This is a genomic window from Leucobacter sp. 1207-22 (assembly GCF_052850455.1).
The window spans coordinates 33069-56687 of sequence record NZ_VXCR01000005.1 but is presented as its reverse complement, the minus strand read 5'-3'; the positions used below and the strand labels follow the sequence as shown (position 1 = coordinate 56687).

Genomic DNA, 23619 nt, shown 5'->3' with positions numbered 1-23619 from the left:
CAGACCCCCGCGACGCAGGCGCCCACCTACAGAGACCAACCCACAAACGCGCCAACTCACTCCCGTGCCAGCAGCGCCACGGTCAGCGCGGCGATCGTCGCGCCCTCGGCGAGGTCAACATCGAGCAGTTCCTCGATGAGCGCGATCCGCTGGTAGAACACCGACCGTGAGAGCCTCGCCTCCTGAGCCGCGAGTGAGCGGTTCGTCGGGTGCGCAAGGTACGCCGCGAGCACGACAATCAGATCGCCACTGTGCCCGGCGCCGCGAGCGCTATCGTGCGTGATGAGTGGCTCAAGCATGGTGCGTGAAAAGTCCTGCACCTCCGGCGTCGACGCGAGGCCGCGCACGAGATAGGCGAGGGGCTGTCGCTCTGCGAGGAGCACCTCGACGCGCCCCGATCCGCGCACCGTGCGAGCAACAGAGCGCGCAACCGGGTCGGAGCCATCCTGCGTTCGACCAGAAGCAACGACCTCGTGAGCGATCCGCTCGAGCGAAGCGATCAGTGCCTTGGGGCGGCGGGCGGTCACGCCGAGCGACAGGCGTGCCCGCCACGAAGCGGGAAGCGTCGCAGGGAGCATCATCTCGAGCTCCTTCGCGAGCCGAGCCGCGAGTGGATGCGGGGCGTCATGACGCAGATCCGCACCCGTGAGTGCGCGGCTGTCGCCAGTGCGCGGATCTCCCTCGGGGAACGACAGCAGCGCCACCAGCCCGCGCGCTGATCGGGGGCTTGCCGCGAGCAGCACCCTGCCCTCCGGCGCAACGGCACGGTGCAACGCGGTGCGCAGTGTCGCAAGCTCAAGGCCCTCATGGCCGCCGAAGTCGCCAGTGCCGGTGAGCGTCGCGCCAAAGAGCACGCGGCCAGCGACCGGCAAACCAGCAGACTCCAATTGCAGGGTGAGATCGCGCTCGCCGCGGTACCGGCCTTCAAGTACGGCGTCGAAGAGCCGCTTCGAACCGAGTTCGAGCCACTGCTCACCGTCGGCGTCTGCGAGGCGACCGAGCGCGAGGGCGAACGCGCCAAGCTCGAGCACGGTTGCGCGGCCAGCAGGGTGGGGCGCCCCCGGCAACGCGGTCAAGAATCCCCAGCGCTGCCCGCGGGCTTCGACCGCGACCCTGGTAGAGCCCGCAGGTGGGCGCGGATCCGCACCACTGTGCTGCGCCGCAGCCCACACCGCGAGCAACTCGTCGTCAGCTGCAGGGTCGGTGCCAACCTGCGGACCTGCCTGCGCCCACGCGATGACGCGGTGCCCCGCATCTTCGAGCACGACGGGGGAGCCGAGCACATCGGCGATCCGCGCCACGACATAGTCGACCGGGCTGCGATTGAGGCCGAGTTCGGTGAGCATGCGGTGCACGGCTTCGCGTGCTTCAAGCGCCTCGTTTTGTGCGGCAAGCACTCGCTGGTGCACGCGCTGCGTAATCTGTACGAATCGCACCTCGTTGTGCAGCGCGATGAGCGGAATCTCGCGCTCGATGCAGCGTGCGACGAGTGGGGGAGGTGCGGTCTCGAATCCGGCACCAAGCTCGAAGATGACAGCAGCTGGGTCTGCGTCGGTGAGCGTCTCAGCGAGCGCGGCGAGCGAGGCATCGTCACTTGGCCAACCCGCGCCGGTAGTGAGTACAAGCTCGCCACCGTCGAGGAGTGCGGCAGCGCCTGCGCCAGCGACAACGTGTGCCCAGCGGACCGGGCGCGCGAGGCCGAGATCACCAGTAACGAGCTCGGGAGAACCCGCCGAAATCTCGGTGAGGCTCAGCACATCGCGCACGGTGGGAAGCGGGGCGTTCTCCTGCTGCATTGCGGTCTCCATACCTCGATCATACAAAGTGTCCGAAAGATGCGTGCATTGGGGATGTTTTGCTGGTCGCGGGCATCGAATCTTGGTGACAAGCTAGATCTGCACGGGGAAACTGCCCCGAACACTCTGCCTGAAGTTCACCGAGGATCCCAGTGAAGGGCCTCGCAAACCCCAGGTTTCACCAGTAATCACGAGAAAGGACGAGCACGCATGGCGCTCATTCCTCACGTTATCGGCGGCGAAAAGGTCGAAGCAGCAGCACGCAAGCAGGCTGTCTACAACCCCGCAACCGGTGAGCAGATCCACGAGGTCCCCATCGCAGGCGTTGAGACTGTCGAGCAGGCGATTGCTGCAGCACAGGCCGCACTGCCCGCATGGCGCAAGACCAGCCTGACCAAGCGCGCAGATGTGTTCTTCCGCCTCCGCCAGCTCCTCAAGGCACGTACCCCCGAGATCTCGGCAATCGTGACTGCAGAGCACGGCAAGGTCCTCGACGATGCAGCGGGCGAGGTTGCGCGTGGTCTGGAGAACGTAGAGTTCGCTGCCGGCCTCATGAACCTCCTCAAGGGTGAGCGTGACGAGCAGGTTTCGACCGGCGTTGACGTTCACTCGGTGAAGCAGCCCGTCGGCGTTGTCGCGGCAATCACCCCCTTCAACTTCCCCATCATGGTTCCGCTCTGGATGATCGCTTCGGCAATCGCTTGCGGCAACACTGTTGTGCTCAAGCCTTCGGAGCGCGACCCTTCGGCTTCGGTCTTCATCGCTGACCTCTTCCGCGAGGCTGGCCTGCCCGACGGCGTGCTCAACGTTGTTCACGGCGACAAGACCGCTGTTGACACCCTGCTCGATGCTCCTGAGGTTAAGGCGATCTCGTTCGTCGGTTCGACTCCCATCGCGAAGTACATCTACTCGCGTGCGGCAGAGAACGGCAAGCGCGTTCAGGCACTCGGCGGCGCGAAGAACCACATGCTCGTCATGCCCGACGCAGACATCAAGGTCACCGCTGACGCAGCTGTTTCGGCAGGCTACGGCGCAGCTGGCGAGCGTTGCATGGCAGTTTCGGTTGTCGTTGCTGTTGGTGACGAGGTCGCGGATCGCCTGATCCCCGAGATCGCAAAGCGCATTGCAGACCTCAAGATCGGCGATGGCGCAGCTCCCGGCACCGACATGGGCCCGCTCATCACCCCTGAGGCGAAGGCTCGCGTCGAGGGCTACGTTGCAGGCGCAGAAGCAGAGGGCGCAACCATCGTGGTTGACGGCCGCGACTTCAAGTTCGAGGGCAACGGCTTCTTCACCGGCGCAACCCTGCTTGACAACGTCAAGACTGACAGCGCCGTGTACCGTGACGAGATCTTCGGCCCCGTCCTCGCTGTTGTCCGCGTTGACAGCTACGAAGAGGGTCTGCGTATCATCAACGAGCACCAGTACGGCAACGGCACGGCGATCTTCACCCGTGACGGTGGCGTCGCACGCCAGTTCGAGTTCGAGGTTGAAGCTGGCATGGTTGGCATCAACGTGCCGATCCCCGTACCCGTCGGTTCGTTCTCGTTCGGTGGCTGGAAGAACTCGCTCTTCGGCGACACCCACATCTACGGCCCCGAGTCGATCAACTTCTACACCCGCTCGAAGGTCGTCACCACTCGCTGGCCGAACCCTGAGCAGTCGAAGATTGACCTCGGCTTCCCGAGCAACGGCTAATTAGCCCCACTTTTCCAACGCCCCGAGGGCGGTTCGTGAAGGCTGCGTCCCCAGCGTGGCAGCGCGCGAACCGTCCCGGGGCTTTGGTCCTCGGAATTCGTACTTTCAGCGCAGAAGGAACTCCCACACAACATGTCTGATTATGTAGACCTCAACGGCACCGAGCAGGCGTTCGGCGATACCGACGCACAGCGCGAGGTTCGTTCGAATGATCGCGACTACGTCTTCCACTCGTGGTCGGCGCAGGGCAAGATCAACCCGCTTCCCATCGCCAAGGGTGAGGGCGCACGCTTCTGGGACTACGACGGCAAGGAATACCTTGACTTCTCGTCGCAGCTCGTGAACCTGAACCTTGGTCACCAGCACCCAGGTCTCGTACGCGCGATCCAGGAGCAGGCTGGTCGCCTCGCGACCATCCAGCCCGCAATGGCAAACGACGTGCGCGGCGAGCTCGCAAAGCGCATCGTTGAGCACTCGTTCGAGGGCGCACGCTCGGTCTTCTTCACCAACGGTGGCGCAGACGCAAACGAGTACGCAGTACGCATGGCTCGTCAGTCGACCGGTCGCCAGAAGATCATGGCACGCTACCGCTCGTACCACGGCTCGACCTCGACGGCGATCACGCTGACCGGCGAATCGCGTCGCTGGGCAAACGGCACCCCCGATGCTGGCGTCGTCCACTTCATGGGTCCGTACGCATACCGCTCGGAATTCCACGCAGAGAACGAAGCGCAGGAGTCGGAGCGCGCGCTCCGTCACCTCGAGCACACGATCCAACTTGAAGGCCCCGATACCATCGCGGCAATCATTCTTGAGACCGTGACCGGCACCAACGGCATCTTCGTGCCGCCCGCAGGCTACCTGCCAGGTGTCCGCGAGATCTGTGATCGCTACGGCATCCTGCTCATCTGTGACGAGGTCATGGCTGGCTTCGGTCGTACCGGTGAGTGGTTCGCGTTCCAGGGCTTCGACGTCACTCCCGACCTTGTCACCTTTGCAAAGGGCGTCAACTCGGGCTACGTCCCCCTCGGTGGCGTGGTCATCAGCGAGAAGATCCACCAGGCGTTCGAGGAGACCTCGTTCCCCGGTGGCCTCACCTACTCGGGTCACCCGCTCGCATGTGCGGCAGGCGTCGCAACGTACGACATCTTCGAAGAAGAGCAGATTCTTGAGCGCGTGCGCGACCTCGCGGCACGGGTGATTGAGCCCCGCCTCAACGAGATGGCTGCAAAGCACAAGTCAATCGGTGAGGTACGCGGCAAGGGCTTCTTCTGGGCGCTCGAGCTCGTCGCTGACCGCGAGACCCGCGAGCCGCTCGGCGCAGAGGCGTACAACAACGTTGTCGCAGCGTGCAAGAGCGCGGGCCTCTGGCCCTTCGCAGCTGGCAACCGCCTGCAGATTGCGCCGCCGCTCATCACGAGCGAAGCGGATCTCGTGCAGGGCCTCGACATCATCGATGCAGCGCTCGACACTGCAGATGCAGCTTACGTAGGTAAGTAACCCTTAGCCGGGGATTGGGTGTGAGCCTGATCCCCGGCTCTTGGTTTTCCCGATCCGCCACGACAGACTGGCTACGGGGAAACCCCAACCGCATCCATCCGCGCGCGACACGACTCGTTGCGCGACCGGAGCACCCAACCCAGGACAAAGGAGTTTCAATGTCCAAGTACCGCGTGCAGAACCCTGCAACCGGAGAGATCGTCGAGACGTTCGAAGCAGCGACCGACGCACAGATTGACGCTGCGATTACCGCAGCAGACGACGTATACCGTGAGTGGCGCGAACGCAGCGTGCAGGAGCGCGCAGGGGTCATCAAGCGCGTGGCTGAGATCTTTGGGGAGCGCAAGGACGAGCTCGCCCGAATCATCGCAGTCGAAATGGGCAAGACCTACGAGGAGAGCCTCGACGAGGTGCAGTTCGCTACCGACATCATCGAGTACTACGCGGTGTACGGCCCCGGCCTCATCACCGACTACGAGATTCCCAGCACCGTCCCTGGCAAGGCATACGTTGAGCACAAGTCGCTCGGTGTGCTGCTCGGCGTCATGCCGTGGAACTTCCCGTACTACCAGGTGGCTCGCTTCGCAGCTCCGAACCTGCTGCTTGGCAACACCATCCTGCTGAAGCACGCAGACATCTGCGCACGCTCGGCGCTCACGATGCAGGAGATCTTCGAGCAGGCTGGCGTTCCCGTCGGCGGCTACCAGAACATCTTCGCGTCGCACTCGCAGATCTCGACGATCATCGCCGACAAGCGCGTACAGGGCGTCTCGCTCACCGGTTCCGAGCGTGCAGGCGCGATCATTGGCGCGCAGGCTGGCACCCACCTGAAGAAGTGTGTGCTTGAGCTCGGCGGCATCGACCCCATGGTGGTGCTCGACTCTGATGACGTTGCTGCGGTCGCTGCTGAGGCGTGGAACTTCCGCGTCTACAACGGTGGCCAGGTGTGCAACTCGAACAAACGCCTCATCGTCATGGACGACATCTACGACGAGTTCGTCGCAGAACTCAAGAAGCTCGCGGCTGGTCTGAAGCCGGGTGACCAGCTCAACTTGGGTGAGGGCGAGTACGCTCCGCTCTCGAGCCGCGCAGCAGCAGAGACCGTGAACGAGCAGGTGCAGCGTGCGGTCGCGGCGGGTGCAACGATCGAAGCAGGCGGCGTGCTCTCCGAGGGGCCCTCGGCGTACTACTCGCCGACCGTCCTTACTGGGGTGCCCCGCGACTCCGACTCGTACCGCGAAGAGATCTTCGGCCCGGTCGCGACCGTCTACCGCGTCTCGAGCGACGAAGAGGCGCTTGAGCTCGCAAATGACTGCGACCTCGGTCTTGGTGGATCGGTCTTCTCGACCGACGAAGCACGCGCTGCACGCGTCGCATCGCGCCTCGAAGTTGGCATGGCGCACGTGAACACGATCGCTGCTGAGGCTGCAGAGATCCCGTTCGGTGGCGTCAAGCGCTCGGGCTACGGCCGCGAGATGGGCCCGCTCGGCATTGGTGAGTTCGCGAATAAGCGGTTGTACTTCGTCGCTGCGTAGTCGCGGCGGCTGAGTCCTTGGGGCTGAGGTCTTTGGGCTTAGCCTGGGGGCTTGGCGCCGGGACCCCAGCCCCAAGCCCCCAAGCCCCAACCCCCCCAACCCGTCAACCCCTCGAAACAGGCACTTTCCGCCGAGATGGGGCCCTCCATACGCATGAAGGGCCCCATCTCGAGAGAAACGCCTCGTTTCGAGGTGTTGACTTGTTGACGGGACCCCTTTTGGAGACGCACACCGGCTATGCTGAGCCATTCTGGCGCGCTGGTGAGTGAATATGGCCGCCCGGCCACAGGCCGGCCCGTTCTTACGCCGTGGCGGCGCATATGAGGTGCTGAGGATTGGGCGCCGCGTACGGCCCGCACATCTGGCGCATCCCGCATGTACACCACCCGCTTCCCGGGCACACATCATCCTCACGGTGAACGTACGCCGTCCGCTTGGCAAGCACACGCCGCCCGCCGAGAAGAACGAAGACGCTGCGAAGCGCTACTTCCCGCCGGTCGCCATTCGCATGAGATCCGAGTCGAAGTCGATGCCGAACTCAGATCCGCCAGCGCTGCCAAAGCTGTGCTGGTAACTGTTCCAGGAATCTCCACGCACGGTCTCCCGGAAGCCCGCTTCAATCAGCGCAAGCAGCTCGGTCGCGGCGCGATCCACGCGCTTGCCAAAGTCGCCCGTGTTGTAGTCATCGGGCGAACTCACGAGTGAGGTCGGAACGGTGATCGTGCGCAGGTACGAGAAGAGTCCGCGCAGCTGGTCGTCGACCACGAGTGAGTGACGCGCGCTTCCCGCGGTCGCGCCGAGCACGACAGGCGTGCCAATGAGCAGATCGTTGTCGAGCACCTGGAAGAACGCGGTAAAGAGCCCGCTCGCTCCGGCCTTGTAGATCGGGGTCGCCGCGATGATGCCGTCGGCGTCGCGCATGAGATCGCTCGCCTGCTGCAGGTCGGGAGAGACGTGCTGGGTCGTGATCGCGACCATGATGTCGCTTGCGATGTTACGCAGGTTGATGGTGCGTGCTTCGACCGCGACGCCGCGCTTGTCAGCGAGAGTGAGCACGCGGGCGACCGTGCGGTCGGCGAGCATGCCGGTCGATGAGGGTTCGCCGGTGCCGGCATTGACGACGACGATTTTCTTCACGGCAGGCGCCTGATCAGGAGTCTCGTCGTGCGCAGTGGACTCGGCGGTCGTGGGGCTTTCAGGGTCGGCGCTGCCAACCCCATCGAACGGTACGTTCATGAGGTGTTTCTCCAAAGAAGTCTGTGTGGGTGTTGCTACTGATCGAGGAGCTTGCGGCAGAGTGCCTGCAGTTCTTCAAGCTCGTCGGACGTCAGTCGGCTGGTGAGTTCACGGTTGACGCTGCGTCCATGCGCACGACCGATCTCGCGCTGTACCTCGGTGCCGGTTTCTGTGAGGCGGATCCGCACCGCACGGCCGTCCTCAGGGTCCGGTTCGCGAGCCACCAGGCCGCGACCTACGAGGCGGTCGACGAGCCGTGAGAGGGCGGGCTGGCTCAGGAGCACGCCCTCACACAGATCGTTCAAGCGCAATGGCGTCGAGGCCTTTGCGAGGGTGTAGAGCACGTCGTACTCTCGCATGCTGGCGTTCTGCCAGATTGGCTCAGCACCAAACCCGCCCATGAAGCGTGAGTACACGGTGATGAACGACTCCCAAGTTTCATTGGCGAGACGAACATCGGCACGTGAGCTTCCAGCAACATTGTCGGGGGTCATGGCACTAATTTTAGTTCAGGCCGAATGCTGAGCCGCGCGCGCCCGGTGAGTCCTGGTAGGGGGATCCGCCGGTGACGTTGTCGCCACGGTTTGCGTTGGGGCGCGGCTGGCGAGGTTCTGCATCACCGTACTTCGCCTTGACCAGCTGTGCGTGGGTCGGTGCGGTAGCGGGTACACCCTCGACGCGCTTTGCTTCGAGTTCGGCGCGGACCACGGGCACCACGTACTCGCCGAGCAAGTCGATCTGCTCGAGCACCATCTTCTCGGGGAGGCCAGCATGGTCGATCAAGAAGAGCTGACGCTGGTAGTCGCCGAAAGTCTCGCGGAAGGTCAGCGTCTTGTCGATGACCTCCTGCGGGCTACCCACCGAGAGTGGGGTCTGCTGCGCGAAGTCTTCCATGCGAGGACCGTTGCCGTAGACGGGCGCTGCATCGAAGTACGGGCGGAAGCGATCGTGCGCATCCTGCGAGTTCTTCGAGATGAATGCCTGCCCGCCGAGGCCGACGATTGCCTGCTCTGCCTTGCCGTGACCGTAGTGCTCGAAGCGCTGACGGTAGAAGTTGATGAGGCGCAGCGAGTGCTCGGACGGCCAGAAGATGTGGTTCGCAAAGAAGCCGTCACCGTAGTACGCGGCCTGCTCTGCGATCTCGGGGGTGCGGATCGAGCCGTGCCATACAAAGGGAGGCACGTCATCGAGCGGACGCGGCGTTGACGTAAAGCCCTGCAGTGAAGTGCGGAACTTGCCTTCGAAGTCAACGACATCCTCACGCCACAGGCGGTGGAGCAAGTTGTAGTGCTCGAGTGCGAGGGGGAGCCCGCTGCGAATGTCCTTGCCGAACCATGGGTACACGGGAGCAGTGTTTCCGCGACCAAGCATGAGATCCATGCGGCCGTCTGCGAGGTGCTGGAGCATCGCGTACTCTTCGGCGATGCGAACGGGGTCGTTCGTGGTGATGAGCGTGGTGCTCGTCGAAAGCTTGATGCGCTCGGTCAGTGCTGCGATGTGCGAGAGCAGCGTGGTGGGTGACGACGAGAAGAACGGCGGGTTGTGGTGCTCGCCGACTGCGAAGACATCGAGTCCTGCGTCTTCTGCATGCTTCGCGATGCGGACGGTCGCCTTAATGCGCTCCGCCTCACTTGGGGTCTCACCCGAGATCGGGTCGCGAGTGATGTCACTGACTGACATGATGCCGAATTCCATGATGTGCTCCGTTTCTGCTCGGATCCGCTGGGTGACTCGGGCCAGATCGTTGGCCGGTACTGCTCCGAGATTGCGCCCGAGGGGCTGATAGTTAAATTATATGCGCTTGCATGTAAATATAACGTGAAAGGTTGCTGGGTATTCCCGCATCGATGAAAGTTTTTGGCAGGGGTCTTCGTTGCGAGTGTTGCGAGACCCGCGCACCCCGGGCACCCCGGGCCCCGCGAACCCCGCGAAAACGGGCCTTGCCTGCGAAACAGACACTTTCATGCGCAAGAAGCCCCTCGTTTCGGGAGAAAGGGGCGTTCTCGCGGTGGTGCAGAGGGGCCACGATATCCATTTACGCAGAAGGGGTGTTGGTTCAGCGGGTTACTGAACCAACACCCCTTCTGCGTTGCGGGCTTCGCGCGAGGCGTGCTCCGCCCGCAGGTGACTACTGCTTAGTAGTAGTAATACATGTTCGACATCATGTACGCGCCGATGGCGGAACTGATAATCGAGAAGAGCAGACCGACGCCGCCCGTGACAATGCCAGTGATTGCCTTGCCGTTTGCGTTGCCGCGCTTCAGCGCGATGATGCCAAGCACGAGTGCGGTGATACTCGATGCCCAGCCAAGGAGCGCGAACACCCAGGCAAGAACAATCGAGCAGATGCCAAGCACCATACTCGCGGTGGCTTTGCCGGTTGAAGGAGCTGCCTGAGGCATCATGCCGGGGCCGGGCACGTATCCTGGCTGCTGAGTGTAGCCGGGCTGCTGCTGGTAGCCGGGCTGCTGCGGTGCGTAGTACTGCGGCGCAGCTGGCTGTGCTGGCTGTGCTGGCTGTGCTGGCTGTGCTGGCTGTGCTGGCCGTGCTGGCCGTGCTGCCTGGCCGGGCTGGCCGGGCTGGCCAGGTGCCGGCGCGTAGTACTGCGGGGCCGCAGGTGCTGATGGCGCCGCCGGGGCCGCTGGCGCCGCAGGTACGGTGGGAGCCGTGGGCGCAGCGGCTTCGACCGGTGCAGCCTGCGTCTCGGGTGACTGGGGTACCTGAGGCGTCTGAGGTACCTGGGGCTCTGAAGAGGGCGTGGGATCTGACATTGCTACTCCTTCTCGCGCGCACTCCTAGAACTGCAGAACACGCATGATGTGTGTTATTCGAGCGTAGTCGCCCGTTCACTTTGGGGGTCTAAAACTGTGAATCGCCAGTTGGGTCAGCTGGATTCTGGGCGTTTCTTTGGGCGTGTGAAACAGCCGAACTCAGCCATGGGTGTAGTTCGGCAGAGTCTTCGGCAATGGCACGAAAACTATGCTTCGTTCGCATCATTTCCAAAAACACTTTGGCAGCTTCCACTTGGGGTCGCCAGTATTTACCGCTCTCCATCGAGTCAATCTGCCAAGTGCTTGTATTCCCGGTGATCGTGGTCAGGTGAAGACTGCCCGGATCGTACGGGTCAAACGGCGTTCCGTCACCAAGCGCAGCGGCCAATACGAACGCGAGTCCATCACGCGCACGCGACACGATCCGCGAGCCCGTTGTATCGCATGAGAAATCGATCTGTGAGATTGAGTCCCACGGAACAAACTCGTCGAACTCATCAACCTGAACACCGCAGATTCCGCTTGACGACACCACAGCATGGTTTCCAAGTGGGTCGCCGAGTAGCACTTCGCCCGCAGCGTGGTGCAACGGGCCGAAGCGCCAGTTCGAGGAGGGTGCTTCCATATGTCTTAGAACACCATTGGGCGGTCGTATTCGTCTTCGAACGTGCCACCGAGAAGTGAGGGATCGATTTCTACGACGACGGGCACATGATCACTCGGGCCGTCACCCTTGCGTTCGTCGCGGGCGATGTGAGCATCGATGACGGTATCGGCGAACGTCTCGGACGCCATGATGAAGTCGATCCGCATGCCTTCATCTTTCTGGAAACGACCAGCCTTGTAATCCCAGAACGTGTATCCCTCAGGGGCGATCGGGCGTACGACATCACTCACGAGCGGCAGGAAGGAATTAAACACTTCACGCTCGTCAGCTGAAACATGCGTTGACTGACCTACAGTAAAGCTCGGGTCTGCCATGTCGGAGTCGAGCGGAGCAATGTTCCAATCACCCATGAGCGCGAGTGGCAAATCGGGATCTTCGCCGAGCCAGGCCTCGGTATTGGCACGCAACGCGCGCAGCCAGTTGAGCTTGTACTCAAAGTGCGGATCATCGAGCCCACGGCCATTCGGCACGTACAAGCTCCACAACCGCAGATCGCCAACGGTGACGCCAAGTGCCCGCGCCTCGACCGGCAGGCCATTCACGCCGGTCGTCTGGACACCTTCTTGACCCTTGATCGGATTGCCGAAACCAGGGATGTTCGGGAATTCACGCGCGACATCAGTCATCTCGTGACGGCTCGCGATTGCAACACCGTTCCACTGGTTCAGGCCAAAAACCTCTACCTGATAGCCAGCCTGTTCGAACGCTTCGAGCGGAAACTGCTCTGGCTTGCACTTGATCTCTTGCATAGCGAGCACATCAATGTCTTCGCGCACGAGCCAGTCGACGACGCGGCCGACGCGAGTGCGGATCGAGTTGACGTTCCAAGTGGCGATCTTCATGCGTTCCACACTACCGGCGACCACTGACATCGGGGGTGGTCGTGGCGATGGTGGTTTGTTTCTGCAGTGTTGCTCACAGGGCGCGGATCAATTCCCCGTCACACACATTCCACGAGAATCAATCCCATTCTTGTGGAGAGCCAAGCCCAGGCATACGTGCCGTGAAAAAATGGTGCACACACGGCAGGAAGGCGCGGCATGCACATTCGCGATGCGGTTCACTCAGACATCGGGGCGATCACCGATATTTACAACGATGCGGTCATCCACTCGACCGCGATCTGGAACGATGAAACTGTCGACACTGCAAACCGGTCCGCATGGTTTGATGCGCGCAAGGCAGCTGACTTCCCGGTGATCGTCGCGGTCAACGAGTCTGACGCAGTGATTGCGTACGCCACCTTTGGTGACTGGCGTGCCTGGGACGGCTACAAGCACACCGTTGAGCACTCGATCTACGTACACACAGATCAGCAACGTGGTGGGCTCGGAATGCAACTTATGCACGAGCTCATTGTCCGAGCTCGCGCAGCGGGAAAACATGCGATGATCGCGAGTATTGAAGCGAGCAACTACGGCTCGATCCGCCTCCATGAAAAGCTCGGCTTCGAGATCATTGGAACGTTTCCAGAGGTAGGTACCAAATTTGGGCGGTGGCTTGATCTCACCTGTATGCAACTGACACTCGAGCCAAGCGCGGATCCTGGAGAGGGGCCTGAGATGGCCCGCGCCAACTGAAACTCACACGCGATTCCCTCCATCCGGGGGTGACGTGTTGAAAAATTCGCAGATACGATGCACAGAGCGGATCCCACTCCGCTGAACGCCTGAAAGGACCGTCGGTGCCGATGTTCACGAAGATTCTGGTTGCAAACCGTGGTGAGATTGCGATTCGTGCGTTCCGCGCGGCGCACGAGCTTGGCGCGAAGACCGTTGCGGTGTTCCCCTACGAAGATCGCAATTCGTTGCACCGTTTGAAGGCTGACGAGGCCTACCTCATTGGTGAGGTTGGTCATCCGGTGCGAGCTTATCTCGACGTTTCCGAGATTGTGCGCGTCGCGGTTGAATCAGGCGCTGACGCAATCTATCCGGGCTATGGTTTTCTGTCAGAGAATCCTGAACTTGCTGCGGCTGCCGATGCAGCTGGAATCCGCTTCATCGGACCGGGCAAACTTGCGCTCGAAATGGCCGGTAACAAGGTTGCGGCGAAAGAACACGCGATTGCGGCTGGCGTTCCCGTGCTGCGATCCACGCCCCCATCGACCGATGTCGACGACCTGATTGCGGGCGCCCGTGAAATCGGCTTCCCCGTGTTTGCAAAGGCGGTTGCTGGAGGCGGCGGTCGAGGCATGCGCCGGGTCGAACGTGAGGCCGATCTCAGAGATGCACTCAACTCGGCCATGCGGGAAGCCGGGTCAGCTTTCGGCGATTCAACGATGTTCATTGAACAGGCGGTCTTGCGCCCTCGGCATATTGAGGTTCAGGTGCTTGCTGATTGCACTGGAGCCACGGTGCACCTCTTTGAACGTGATTGTTCGGTGCAGCGCCGCCATCAGAAGGTTGTTGAGATCGCGCCAGCTCCCAACCTCTCGCAAGAGAAACGTGATGCGCTCACCCGTGATGCGATCGCTTTCGCTGAGTCGATTGGTTACGAGAACGCGGGCACCGTCGAATTCCTGCTCGACACTGAGGGTGACCGTGCCGGTGAGCATGTGTTTATCGAGATGAACCCGCGTATCCAGGTCGAGCACACCGTGACTGAGGAGGTCACAGACGTCGACCTCGTGCGTGCACAGATGCTCATTGCCGCCGGTTCGACCCTCGCTGAGCTTGGTCTTACACAAGACAAGATCGAACTCAAGGGAGCTGCGCTTCAGTGCCGCATCACGACTGAAGATCCCGCCAATGGGTTCCGCCCCGACCTCGGTCGTATCACGGCGTACCGTTCACCGGGCGGGGGTGGTGTGCGCCTCGACGGCGGCACCATCGACGCCGGTGCGCAGATCAGCCCGCACTTTGATTCGATGCTCGCAAAGCTCACTTGCCGCGGTCGGTCATTCGACGACGCCGTGGTTCGTGCGCTCCGGGCGTTGGCTGAATTCCGAATTCGTGGCGTTGCGACAAACATCCCCTTCCTGCAGGCCGTATTGGCAGACCCTGACTTCCAGGCTGGCGATGTGGCTACTTCATTTATTGAAGAGCGCCCGCACCTGCTGAACATGAATAAGCCGAGAGACCGCGCAACGCGTTTGCTGCAGTACGTCGCAAATGTGACGGTGAACCAGCCCAACGGCGCAAAGCCCGTTGTTCTTGATCCTGCTGACAAATTGCCCGCGCTCGACCTGTCACAGGCCGCACCAGACGGCGCACGTAAGCGGCTGCTCGAACTCGGGCCAGAGCGATACGCGCAGGCGCTCCGAACGCAGACCGCGCTCGCCGTCACCGACACGACGTTCCGCGATGCGCACCAGTCGCTGCTTGCGACTCGTGTTCGCACGAAAGACCTCGCGTTGGTTGCGCCATACGTTGCCCGGCTCACCCCCGAACTGTGGTCAGTTGAAGCCTGGGGAGGTGCGACGTACGACGTTGCGCTCCGGTTCCTCGGTGAAGACCCGTGGGAGCGACTTGCGGCACTGCGAGAAGCCCTGCCGAATGTGCCGATTCAGATGCTGCTCCGGGGGCAGAACACCGTTGGTTACACGCCCTACCCAGCAGCGGTAGCGAAGGCGTTTGTGGGTGAGGCGGCTTCGACCGGCGTTGACGTATTCCGAATCTTCGATGCGCTCAACGACGTCAACCAGATGCGTGTTGCGATCGATGCGGTTCGCGAAACCGGATCCGCCGTCGCAGAAGTGGCAATGGCGTACACGGGTAATCTCCTTTCGCCAGCGGAAGACAAGTACACGCTCGACTACTACCTCAACCTCGCAGAGTCGATCGTTGACGCCGGTGCTCACGTGCTCGCGATCAAAGACATGGCCGGACTCTTGCGCCCAGCAGCCGCAGCGAAGCTTGTGCGCGCGTTGCGCGAGCGCTTCGATCTGCCGGTGCACCTGCACACGCACGATACCCCGGGCGGTCAGCTCGCAACCTTGCTCGCGGCGGCTAATGCTGGAGTCGACGCTGTAGACGCAGCCTCTGCGCCGATGTCAGGTACGACCTCGCAGCCCTCGTTGTCGGCCCTCGTTGCAAGTCTTGCTGACACCGAACGCGATACTGGCATCGACGAGCAGTCGGTGTATGCGCTCGAACCTTATTGGGATGCGGTGCGCACGCTGTACCGCCCCTTTGAGTCAGGACTTCCCTCACCGACAGGCCGCGTCTACGCGCACGAGATCCCTGGCGGCCAGCTGTCGAACCTGCGGCAGCAGGCGATTGCACTCGGCCTTGCCGAAAACTTCGAGAAGATCGAAGACATGTATGCGGCAGCGGATCGCATCCTCGGTCGCATTCCAAAGGTCACGCCGTCATCAAAGGTTGTTGGTGATCTTGCACTGCACCTCGCAGCGGTAGACGCCGATCCGGTCGATTTCGAGCAGCATCCTGCAAACTATGACATCCCTGATTCGGTTGTCGGGTTCCTCGCTGGTGAACTCGGTGAGATTCCTGGTGGTTGGCCAGAGCCATTCCGCTCAAAGGTGCTTGCCGGTCGACGCACTGGGGCTGGCACGGGAGCAGGGGCGCTGGGAACCATTGATCCTGCTGACCAGACCGCGCTCACCCAGTCAGGCGCGGATCGTCGTTCTACTCTCAACCGGCTCCTGTTTGCCGGGCCGACCAAGCAGTTTGCCGCGACTCGTGAACAGTTTGGCGACCTGTCTGTGTTGAGCACGGGGGATTACCTCTATGGGCTCGAACCCGGTACTGAACACGCAATCGACCTCGCGAAGGGTGTGCGACTGTATGTCGTGCTTGAAGCCATTGGCGAGCCAGATGACAAGGGTGTCCGGACCGTGATGCTGAAGGTGAACGGACAGCTGCGTCAGGTCTTCGTGAAAGACGAAAATGTCGCGGTGACTGCTCCGGTCGCAGAAAAGGCAGACCGAACGGTTGCGGGCCAAATCGCTGCGCCCTTCTCAGGAACAGTGACGCTCCACGTCGGTATCGGAGAAGAAATTGAGGCAGGCCAGCCAGTCGCCACCATCGAGGCGATGAAGATGGAAGCGGCGATCACTTCTCCTGTTGCTGGTCGCGTCGCCCGCGCGGTCTTCGCGGGAGCCCGCTCTGTCGAGTCAGGCGACCTCATCGTGGTGATTGACGAGCACTGACGACTAGCCGAACAGCGGCAGCACGACCGACACGAACACCGGAAGTGCTGCCGCTGCAAGCAGCGAGCACCCACCTGTGACGATCAGCACCGTACCTTGGATGCGCAGCTGCGCGGGATACGAAGTAGCTGGATCCGCGGGGTCAAACGCAACCTCGACCGCGCGACCAAGCGAACGACGAAATGATACCTTCACCCGCGTCGCGCCCACATACGAAACCTTGTCGACCTCGTAGGTGTAGCGCTCAGCAGAAAACTGCAGGCGCGGATCGATCCACACCCCAGAACACTGTGCAAAATGTGCCGGTATGAGTGAGCGCACGCGCCAGCCCGCGACTATGACACATACCCCCAGAACCGCGAGCATGACCGGGCCAAGCACACTGAGCATGCGTTACTTCGTCGCCACGAGAGTGACGACCTCGGTAGCCGCCGTGGGTGAGACATCGAGCGTGTAGTCTGCGTGCACACTGACATCGCTGAACCCGCAGAGTTCAAGCAGCGTCGCCATCTCGTGCGGACCCCAGAAACGAAGTGCGAAGCGCTCAAGTTCTGATGCGACGAGTGCGCCATTCTGCCACAACTCGTAACGCAGCTGCGAGGTACGAGTGAGCGCCATCGGGTCTACCTGCTCGACGATTTCAGTGAGGGTGAGGAGCTCGTCGCCGTCCTGCCACGAGCGAGCACTCGCCGCGGTCTCATAGAGCCCAGCAAGTGAATCGAGATCGAGGATGAGCCGCCCGCCAGGGCGGAGCGCCCGGTACATACCTGAGATCGCCGCACGCACCTCACTCGGTGAAGTCACCAGTTGCAGCGATCCCGCTGGGATGATGATCGCGGCGTAAGCGTCTTGCACGTTGATGTCGGTGAAGCGCCCGCTGCCGAGGGGAATCTCAACACCGGCTGCTGCTGCGGCCTGCGCACACAGTGCCCGCATATCGGAGGAGGGCTCGTCACCTGCGACAGAGAGTCCGCGCAAAGCGAGCGGAATCAACACGCGCCCGTTTCCCGCCGCCGGTTCAAAGATGGTGCCGGTCGTGCCTGAAAGCAGGTCAGCATAGAACTCGACATCACCAAACGAGCGTCCTACGGGCTTGTCGGCCTCGTAGACACGTGCAGCGAGGCTGCGGTAGGCGTTGGTATCTGCGTGAGAAAGGTGCACATCGTGAGGTTAGCAAACGTCGGGAGCGAGAAAGCGTCTGACGCGGTCACGGACGACGAAGCCGAGCCGTTCGTAGAGCGCTGCACCATCAGGTGATGCGGTGAGCACAGCGGTATGCGCGCCTCGTTCCCAGCCAATCTGCACGGTGCGCGCGGTGAGCAGGGTACCGATTCCTCGCCGTCGATAGTCGGCGTGCGTCACCACGTGTTCGACGGCCACTGCGTCTCCAGCGATGATTGCCGCAGCACACCCCACCGGTCGACCCTCGCTCTCGGCAAGCAGGTAGACAGCGTCTGATCGGTTCGGCACCGAGCGGAGCGCGTCGATGATGCGCGGATCGGCCTGCTCGCCTCCTGTCCACACCTCAACCCAGGATGCGAGATCAATCAGCGACTCAGCCTCACGAATATTGATGCCAGAAACTGACTCCGCTGTCGGAGAGCCTTCTAACTCGCTGCGCACCATCACCGGTTCTTCTTCGACGAACACGAATCCCCGCGAAGTCAGCGCAGCTTCTACATCTAGTGCTGGATGCTCAGGCCACGAATGCCAGAGCGCAGGAACCGCCCCGATGGCAGCGCTCGCCGCAGCGACGCGGGATGGAGCGACCGCGAGCACACCATTGAGCTCGTCATGTGGGGCACTCGTCAGGTACCACGCAAGATCACGTTCGTGCACTGACTCAGGAGCACGAACGACATGGGTGCGCACGAACAGATCGAGAGCGGACGTGGAAGTCATGGTGGGTTCCTACTTCGAGGGTAAAGGCGGTGGGGTCAATGGCTCAGTGTAGGTGGAATCCGTCAGCCCAGACACGTTTCTGCGCGTGAGAGGGATGAGTCACGTTGATGTTGCGGTGTACGTAAGGGGCTTCAGAAACTCATGGCCGAATCGGCAAGGAGTTCTCTCGACCTTGGCAATGTCAATTTTCGTGACGGCTCAGTAGCGTAAAACCGTCTTGTTCCAAAGTAGAAACTGAGGCTGAAATGCGCTGCGATGTCCGTTGGGAGAACGCCCGTTTTGTGGGGTTAGGTGGTGACCCATCTGCCGCCCAAATAGCCGTCACCGACGGACGGATCGTGGCGGTGGGGGAAGCAGCAGCTGAATTGCAACCTCGCGAGCGAGTGGATCTTGCCGGTGCGACTGTCGTCCCCGGGCTCAACGATGCGCACTTCCACCTGAGCTACTACGGTCGCCAGCTTGCCTCGCTTGATCTGAGTCCCGCCCGCGTTGCGACACTTGAGGAACTGTATCAAGCAGTTGAGGCGCGAGCGCAGACGCTGCCTACTGACGCGTGGGTCTTGGGCCACGGCTACTACTCACTTGATTTGGGTGCGCACCCTGACCGTCATGAGCTTGATCGTCGTGCTGGTGGGCGGCCCGTATATCTCTCTCACCAGTGTGGACATCTCGCTGTTGCCAATACGGCTGCGTTTGTCGCGGCGGGAGTGGATCCTGAGCGACTACCAATGGCACCAACCGGCGGAGAAATCGCGCGAGCAGCTGACGGCACTGCTTCGGGGCTCCTTATTGAGACTGCACGCGAACTCATTTCCCATGTGCTGCCTGAGGTCACCTTCGAAGAACAGGTGAACGCGATCGGCGCGGCAAGCAACGCCGCGGCTGAGATGGGGCTCACAAGCGTGACAGAACCCGGCATTTGTGCACCTGGAATTCTGCCCGGGTCACGATATGACGATGCGCGTGCGTTCCAGGTTGCTCGGCAGCGTGACCTTTTGCGGATCCGCGCAACCATCATGCCCCTCGGTGACGGTCTCGATCGCACCGAGCGCGGGTCAGGCGAATGGGTACGCAGTGCGGCGCTGGGTGCAGCGACCGGGTTTGGCGATGAATTTCTTCGATTCGGCCCAGTCAAAGTCATTGCAGACGGTTCGTTGTCCGGGCGATCAGCGTTCTTGCATGCTGATTACATGCATGAGCCGGGAAACCGGGGGCTGCTGCAGCACAATCCTGAGGCGTTACGTAGTCTTCTGGTCGAGGCTGACCGAGGCGGCTGGCAGCTTGCCATTCATGCGATGGGCGATGCAACCTCTGAACTCGTCATTGAGATGCTCGAAGAGATCGCGGAACAGCGGCAAGACGCAGTGTTTCGGCCACGAATCGAGCATTTTTCGTTGGTGGATCCAAACCTGGTTCGGCGTGCTGCGGCGTTGGGTGTCGTGCCTGTGCCACAGAGCCGGTTCATCGGTCAGTTTGGGCACGGTTACCGCAGGTGCTTAGGCGAGCATCGCATTGACAAGGTCTTTCCGATTCGCTCTCTGCTTGACCTTGGCATGGTCGTCGCCGGGAGTTCGGACGCACCAATTAGCGATGGCGATCCGGTGCAAGGAATTGCTGACATGGTGCAGCGCATTGCGCCCGATGGATCCGTTGTTGCGCCAAATGAACGGGTCACAGTTGAGCAGGCACTCCTCGCTTACACGCGCGGGAGTGCGTACGCCGAGGGCACAGAGGCTTGGAAGGGACGCCTGATCCCTGGCCACGTAGCTGATTTCACTGTGCTTGATCAAGATGTGCTGCAGGTGCCTGCCCCCGCGATCCGCGACACCCGAGTGCTTGCCACCGTGGTGGGCGGATCAGTGGTATACGAGCGCGCTGTGTAGCCACCTCGTACAACAACACCGCAACACACCACACTGCTTACTTCACATGCGCGCCACACAAGCGCACACAACTCATCCATTGAAAGGGACAACGATGTCATCCTCACCCACCACCTCAGCACCCGTTGCTGAGGCGAGTATCAGACGCATTGCGTGGGCGGCCTTCGTAGGCAACGCACTTGAATGGTACGACTTCTTCTTGTACGGTACCGCTGCGGCGGCAGTGTTCCAGCAGGTCTTCTTCTCCTCTGACGACATGGCACAAGCCACCGTGTTGTCACTGCTGACGTTTGCGGCGGGCTTCTTGTCGCGTCCGCTTGGCGCAATCGTGTTTTCGCACGTTGGAGACCGGTATGGGCGACGCACTGCACTGCTCATCACCCTCATCCTCATGGGCATCTGCACCGGTGGTATCGGGCTCCTGCCAGGCTACGCAGCGATTGGCATCGCTGCTCCCATCATGCTGTTGCTCTTCCGCGTCGGGCAAGGACTCTCGGCGTCGGGAGAGTGGACCGGGGCAACCCTGCTTGCGATTGAGTATGCCCCACCGCACCGTCGCAGCTTCTATGCGTCGATTGTGCAGCTCGGCTCGCCTGCCGGAACGATCGCCTCCTCTGGCGCGTTCATGCTGGTCATGTTGCTCCCACACGAGCAGTTCCTTGCTTGGGGCTGGCGTATCCCGTTCCTCGCGGCATTCGTACTCGTCGCGATCGGCATCTGGATCAGGTTGCGTATTGAGGAGACTCCTGAATTCCGAGAGCTCGTCTCAGAGGCTGAGGTTGAAAGCTATCCGGCGCTGAAGATCTTCCGTGAGGTTCCCGGCCGTGTGCTGCTGGGCGCAGGGGTCTACCTCATTGGCATGGCTGGTTACTTCTTCCTCACCACATTCATGATTGCTTGGGTGACTTCCAAGGGGCAAGACCCTGCCCCAGTGATCGGAAGCTCGATTATTGGTGCGCTTATCCAGCTGGTCGTGACACCCTTGTACGGCAAACTGGCTGACCGGTTTGGGTCAGCTCGCGTCATGATTGTCGGTGGGTTTGCGACGCTTGCTTACGCGCCTGTGCTCTTCGCGCTGGTGGATACCGGTGTGCCCGCGCTCATCCTGCTGGGGTTGGCGCTCGCACCGATGTTTGTTGCGACGCTATACGCACCGGCAGGTGCGCTCCTGAGCGACCTGTTCCCCACTCGCCTGCAATACAGCGGGCTCGCGCTCTCAACGAATCTCACCAGTGTTATCGCTGGTTTTGTGCCAACGATTGGTTTTGCCCTGTGGAACGCAAGCGGCGGATCGTACTGGCCGCTGACGGCTTTCTTCATGCTACTGACAGCGCTCACTGTGCTCAGTGTGTGGATCGCTTCACGTTCGCGCAACCTGCGAACCGGTGCTGAAACCGCTGGCATCGCGGTGGTGGGTGAGCTGGTCGAGTAAACTCGCGCAGACATACGCAAGTGAGGCTGTAGGAGGACAGGTGCAGATCAGATTGCTCCGGTGCTTCGAAGCTGTTGCTCGGCTGGGGTCGCTCGCTGCTGCCTCGGCCGAGCTGCATGTGACTCAGCCAGCACTGTCGCGACAGCTTAAAGATCTTGAACGCACAACAGGTTTTGCGCTGTTTGATCGCGGGGGTTACCGTCTCACGTTGACTCGAGCCGGCCGAGACTTTCTTCCGCACTCGCGCAAGGTATTGCTCGCAGCAGCGCAACTCGATGAGATCGTACGTACGCAGGGTGCAAGCCCTGAGTCGCAGCTGGTGATCGCTTGCCCGTCAGAGACTGCACGACACATTATCGCGCCGTTGATCGCAGCCGGACAGATTGCGACTGCTCGCATTGTGACGGCTCCAGCCGACGAAGTGCTGCGACTTCTTCATTCGGGCGAGTGTGACATCGCGATTGGTACTGGGGTGCCGCCGCACACACTCGCACACGAGGTGGTCGGCACGATTCCGATCACCGTGCAGTACCGTGCTGAGGACGCCGCTTGGGTCGAAGCAAAGGCCCGCTCGAATTTGGCTGGTGAGAACGCAGAGATGGCGTTACCCGGAGCAACTGCGGGCGTCACCCTTGATGTGAAATCGCTCGCTGACGTCGATGTCATCGAAGTCGCCCATTATCGTGGCGTACGGCGAACCGTCGATGATGCCTGCACTGCTGCCGGGACTGTGATCAAGCGCGCTCGAGCATTCACCCTCCCCGAAGTAGCACAAGCGTTCACATCGCAGCACGGAGGACTCTGCCTCATGAGTGGGGAGCCAGCACTTTTTGAGCTGCGCAGCATGCCCGTGAGCTGGGGTGGGCGGGTGTTGCGCCTTCCCCTGCACGCGGTGTGGTCACCGGATTCTGCGCTGGCGCCACAAATTCGACATGTCGTGACACAGATCAGCACGAGTGTGAATCTCGATCCGCCAGAGGCTGCGTGGCAAGCACCGCGCCCAGAATAGCTGGCCGTCGGTCTACTCCGTGCCGTCACTCTGTGGTGGACGCTGGCGCGACTCGCCAGATGCCGCCTGCCCAAACCGCTCTGGATCAACAGGCCGGAGTCGAGCAGGCAGATTCTCGACGATCAACAGGTACGACTCGGTGACGAGATCCCGCACCATTCCGCGATCGAGTTCGGGGCCAGGGTCGAGGGTGATCCAGTGCCGCTTGTTCATATGCCAGCCCGGAATGATCTGGGTGAAGGCCTCCCGCAACAGTGCTGAGTCTGCCACCCGAGCCTTGAGCGTGACGATTGGACGCCCAGGCTTCTCCGTGAGCATCATGAAGATCTTGTCGGAGACGCGGTACACTTCATGCTCATCACCAAAGGGTCGAGTGAGCACTGCGCCTGGAAGTTCCTCGATCCGCTCACGTGCCCACTGCTGGATCTGGGTGGGTTCCATGCGCGCTCCTGACGTACTGAAGTTAGTGCTCAGGTTCGACCTTAACTTGCTCTGAGATGCGCCCGGATCTTCTGTGTCGCCCAGGCATAGTGACTTGACGTGGCAGAGACGCCGTACGAGCCGAGACTTGTCGTGCCAGTCCAGGTGAAGAACGCCTTGGTGAAAAGCTCCTCGTTGGTGAACTGTGAGATGAGGGCGATGACCTCACGGTGACTTGTTTCGAGAAGCGCGAGTGCGGTGTCGAGCGATGTGTCCTGGTGTTTGCGCCAGATCGCCTCATTCAACTCGCCGTAGGTCTTCCAGTTGTATGGCTCGGGAAGAAACGGGCGAGCGACACCTTCTTGATTGGATGCAACCCACACTAAGAGAAGCTGATGCCACTCGGTGAGATGAACGATGACGTCCCGGAGGTTCTTGTCACGAGCCCAGTGCGCCTCTGGCTTGGCGAAATCGGCTCCGTAGTACAGCGACCCGGTGCGATCGGCTTCGCTCATTTCAGAAACGAGCGTCATAAGCTTGAGGTACTGCGCCTCTGCGGCGGTCAGCAGTTCCGCTCGCGACTGTGGTCTGGCCATGTTTCCCGCTACAGCTGATCATCCGATCACCGTAAGTGGGTCTCACCGCACTGACACGCATGAG

Annotated in this window: 20 protein-coding genes; 8 read left to right on the top strand and 12 right to left on the bottom strand. The window is 61.5% G+C overall.

What is annotated here, in order from left to right:
- Positions 1 to 56 precede the first annotated feature (56 nt).
- Positions 57 to 1808 (bottom strand): PucR family transcriptional regulator, encoded by a 1752-nt coding sequence (locus FW756_RS10410; protein WP_446430084.1) that lies wholly within the window; start codon positions 1806 to 1808, stop codon positions 57 to 59.
- Positions 1809 to 2006: 198 nt separating this feature from the next.
- Here FW756_RS10410 and FW756_RS10405 point away from each other — a divergent pair, with 198 nt between their 5' ends.
- From FW756_RS10405 to FW756_RS10395, 3 genes are all read left to right on the top strand, one after another.
- Positions 2007 to 3494: a CoA-acylating methylmalonate-semialdehyde dehydrogenase gene (locus FW756_RS10405; protein ID WP_446430083.1), complete on the top strand. Its 1488-nt coding sequence runs from the start codon at positions 2007 to 2009 to the stop codon at positions 3492 to 3494.
- A 132-nt stretch (positions 3495 to 3626) separates the two neighbouring features.
- Positions 3627 to 4994: an aminotransferase class III-fold pyridoxal phosphate-dependent enzyme gene (locus tag FW756_RS10400; RefSeq protein ID WP_446430082.1), complete on the top strand. Its 1368-nt coding sequence runs from the start codon at positions 3627 to 3629 to the stop codon at positions 4992 to 4994.
- Positions 4995 to 5152: 158 nt separating this feature from the next.
- Entirely contained in the window at positions 5153 to 6529 is a 1377-nt protein-coding gene (locus tag FW756_RS10395; RefSeq protein ID WP_446430081.1) for an NAD-dependent succinate-semialdehyde dehydrogenase, read from the top strand.
- A gap of 483 nt (positions 6530 to 7012) precedes the next feature.
- Here FW756_RS10395 and FW756_RS10390 read toward each other — a convergent pair whose 3' ends face one another.
- The 6 genes from FW756_RS10390 to FW756_RS10365 all read right to left on the bottom strand — a co-directional run bounded on the left by FW756_RS10390 (position 7013) and on the right by FW756_RS10365 (position 12045).
- A complete protein-coding gene (locus tag FW756_RS10390; protein ID WP_446430080.1) occupies positions 7013 to 7765 on the bottom strand; it encodes a CE1759 family FMN reductase in 753 nt (250 codons plus the stop codon).
- A gap of 35 nt (positions 7766 to 7800) precedes the next feature.
- Positions 7801 to 8259, bottom strand: a complete 459-nt coding sequence (locus FW756_RS10385) for a MarR family winged helix-turn-helix transcriptional regulator (RefSeq protein WP_446430079.1) — start codon at positions 8257 to 8259, stop codon at positions 7801 to 7803.
- 10 nt (positions 8260 to 8269) lie between these two features.
- The gene (locus FW756_RS10380) at positions 8270 to 9460 is read right to left on the bottom strand and encodes a CE1758 family FMN-dependent luciferase-like monooxygenase (protein WP_446430078.1); all 1191 of its coding nucleotides are present in this window, start codon (positions 9458 to 9460) and stop codon (positions 8270 to 8272) included.
- Between the two features lie 440 nt (positions 9461 to 9900).
- A complete protein-coding gene (locus tag FW756_RS10375; RefSeq protein WP_446430077.1) occupies positions 9901 to 10536 on the bottom strand; it encodes a DUF4190 domain-containing protein in 636 nt (211 codons plus the stop codon).
- A gap of 88 nt (positions 10537 to 10624) precedes the next feature.
- Positions 10625 to 11161: a hypothetical protein gene (locus tag FW756_RS10370; RefSeq protein ID WP_446430076.1), complete on the bottom strand. Its 537-nt coding sequence runs from the start codon at positions 11159 to 11161 to the stop codon at positions 10625 to 10627.
- A 5-nt stretch (positions 11162 to 11166) separates the two neighbouring features.
- Positions 11167 to 12045 (bottom strand): exodeoxyribonuclease III, encoded by an 879-nt coding sequence (locus FW756_RS10365; protein WP_446430075.1) that lies wholly within the window; start codon positions 12043 to 12045, stop codon positions 11167 to 11169.
- A gap of 198 nt (positions 12046 to 12243) precedes the next feature.
- Between FW756_RS10365 and FW756_RS10360 the strand changes: the two genes are divergently transcribed.
- Together FW756_RS10360 and FW756_RS10355 are read left to right on the top strand one after the other, a co-directional pair.
- Positions 12244 to 12783, top strand: a complete 540-nt coding sequence (locus FW756_RS10360; RefSeq protein WP_446430074.1) for an N-acetyltransferase family protein — start codon at positions 12244 to 12246, stop codon at positions 12781 to 12783.
- Positions 12784 to 12893: 110 nt separating this feature from the next.
- A complete protein-coding gene (locus FW756_RS10355) occupies positions 12894 to 16313 on the top strand; it encodes a pyruvate carboxylase (protein WP_446430146.1) in 3420 nt (1139 codons plus the stop codon).
- A gap of 3 nt (positions 16314 to 16316) precedes the next feature.
- Here FW756_RS10355 and FW756_RS10350 read toward each other — a convergent pair whose 3' ends face one another.
- From FW756_RS10350 to FW756_RS10340, 3 genes are read right to left on the bottom strand one after another with little or no spacing between them, the layout of a single operon-like run.
- On the bottom strand, positions 16317 to 16703 hold the full coding sequence (locus tag FW756_RS10350; protein ID WP_446430073.1) for a hypothetical protein: 387 nt from the start codon (positions 16701 to 16703) through the stop codon (positions 16317 to 16319).
- 3 nt (positions 16704 to 16706) lie between these two features.
- Positions 16707 to 17474, bottom strand: coding sequence for a class I SAM-dependent methyltransferase (locus tag FW756_RS10345; RefSeq protein ID WP_446430072.1), 768 nt, complete (start codon positions 17472 to 17474; stop codon positions 16707 to 16709).
- Between the two features lie 9 nt (positions 17475 to 17483).
- The gene (locus tag FW756_RS10340) at positions 17484 to 18215 is read right to left on the bottom strand and encodes a GNAT family N-acetyltransferase (RefSeq protein ID WP_446430071.1); all 732 of its coding nucleotides are present in this window, start codon (positions 18213 to 18215) and stop codon (positions 17484 to 17486) included.
- A 344-nt stretch (positions 18216 to 18559) separates the two neighbouring features.
- On the opposite strand from FW756_RS10340, the gene FW756_RS10335 reads away from it, so the two are divergent.
- From FW756_RS10335 to FW756_RS10325, 3 genes are all read left to right on the top strand, one after another.
- Positions 18560 to 20098, top strand: a complete 1539-nt coding sequence (locus FW756_RS10335; protein WP_446430070.1) for an amidohydrolase — start codon at positions 18560 to 18562, stop codon at positions 20096 to 20098.
- Between the two features lie 94 nt (positions 20099 to 20192).
- Positions 20193 to 21530: an MFS transporter gene (locus FW756_RS10330; RefSeq protein WP_446430069.1), complete on the top strand. Its 1338-nt coding sequence runs from the start codon at positions 20193 to 20195 to the stop codon at positions 21528 to 21530.
- 40 nt (positions 21531 to 21570) lie between these two features.
- Complete coding sequence (locus FW756_RS10325) at positions 21571 to 22539, top strand: LysR family transcriptional regulator (protein ID WP_446430068.1); 969 nt, start codon at positions 21571 to 21573, stop codon at positions 22537 to 22539.
- A 12-nt stretch (positions 22540 to 22551) separates the two neighbouring features.
- Here the strand turns inward: FW756_RS10325 and FW756_RS10320 are convergent, their stop codons facing one another.
- Both FW756_RS10320 and FW756_RS10315 read right to left on the bottom strand, forming a co-directional pair.
- The gene (locus FW756_RS10320; RefSeq protein WP_446430067.1) at positions 22552 to 22980 is read right to left on the bottom strand and encodes an MmcQ/YjbR family DNA-binding protein; all 429 of its coding nucleotides are present in this window, start codon (positions 22978 to 22980) and stop codon (positions 22552 to 22554) included.
- A gap of 41 nt (positions 22981 to 23021) precedes the next feature.
- Positions 23022 to 23555, bottom strand: coding sequence for a ClbS/DfsB family four-helix bundle protein (locus tag FW756_RS10315; protein WP_446430066.1), 534 nt, complete (start codon positions 23553 to 23555; stop codon positions 23022 to 23024).
- Positions 23556 to 23619: the final 64 nt, after the last annotated feature.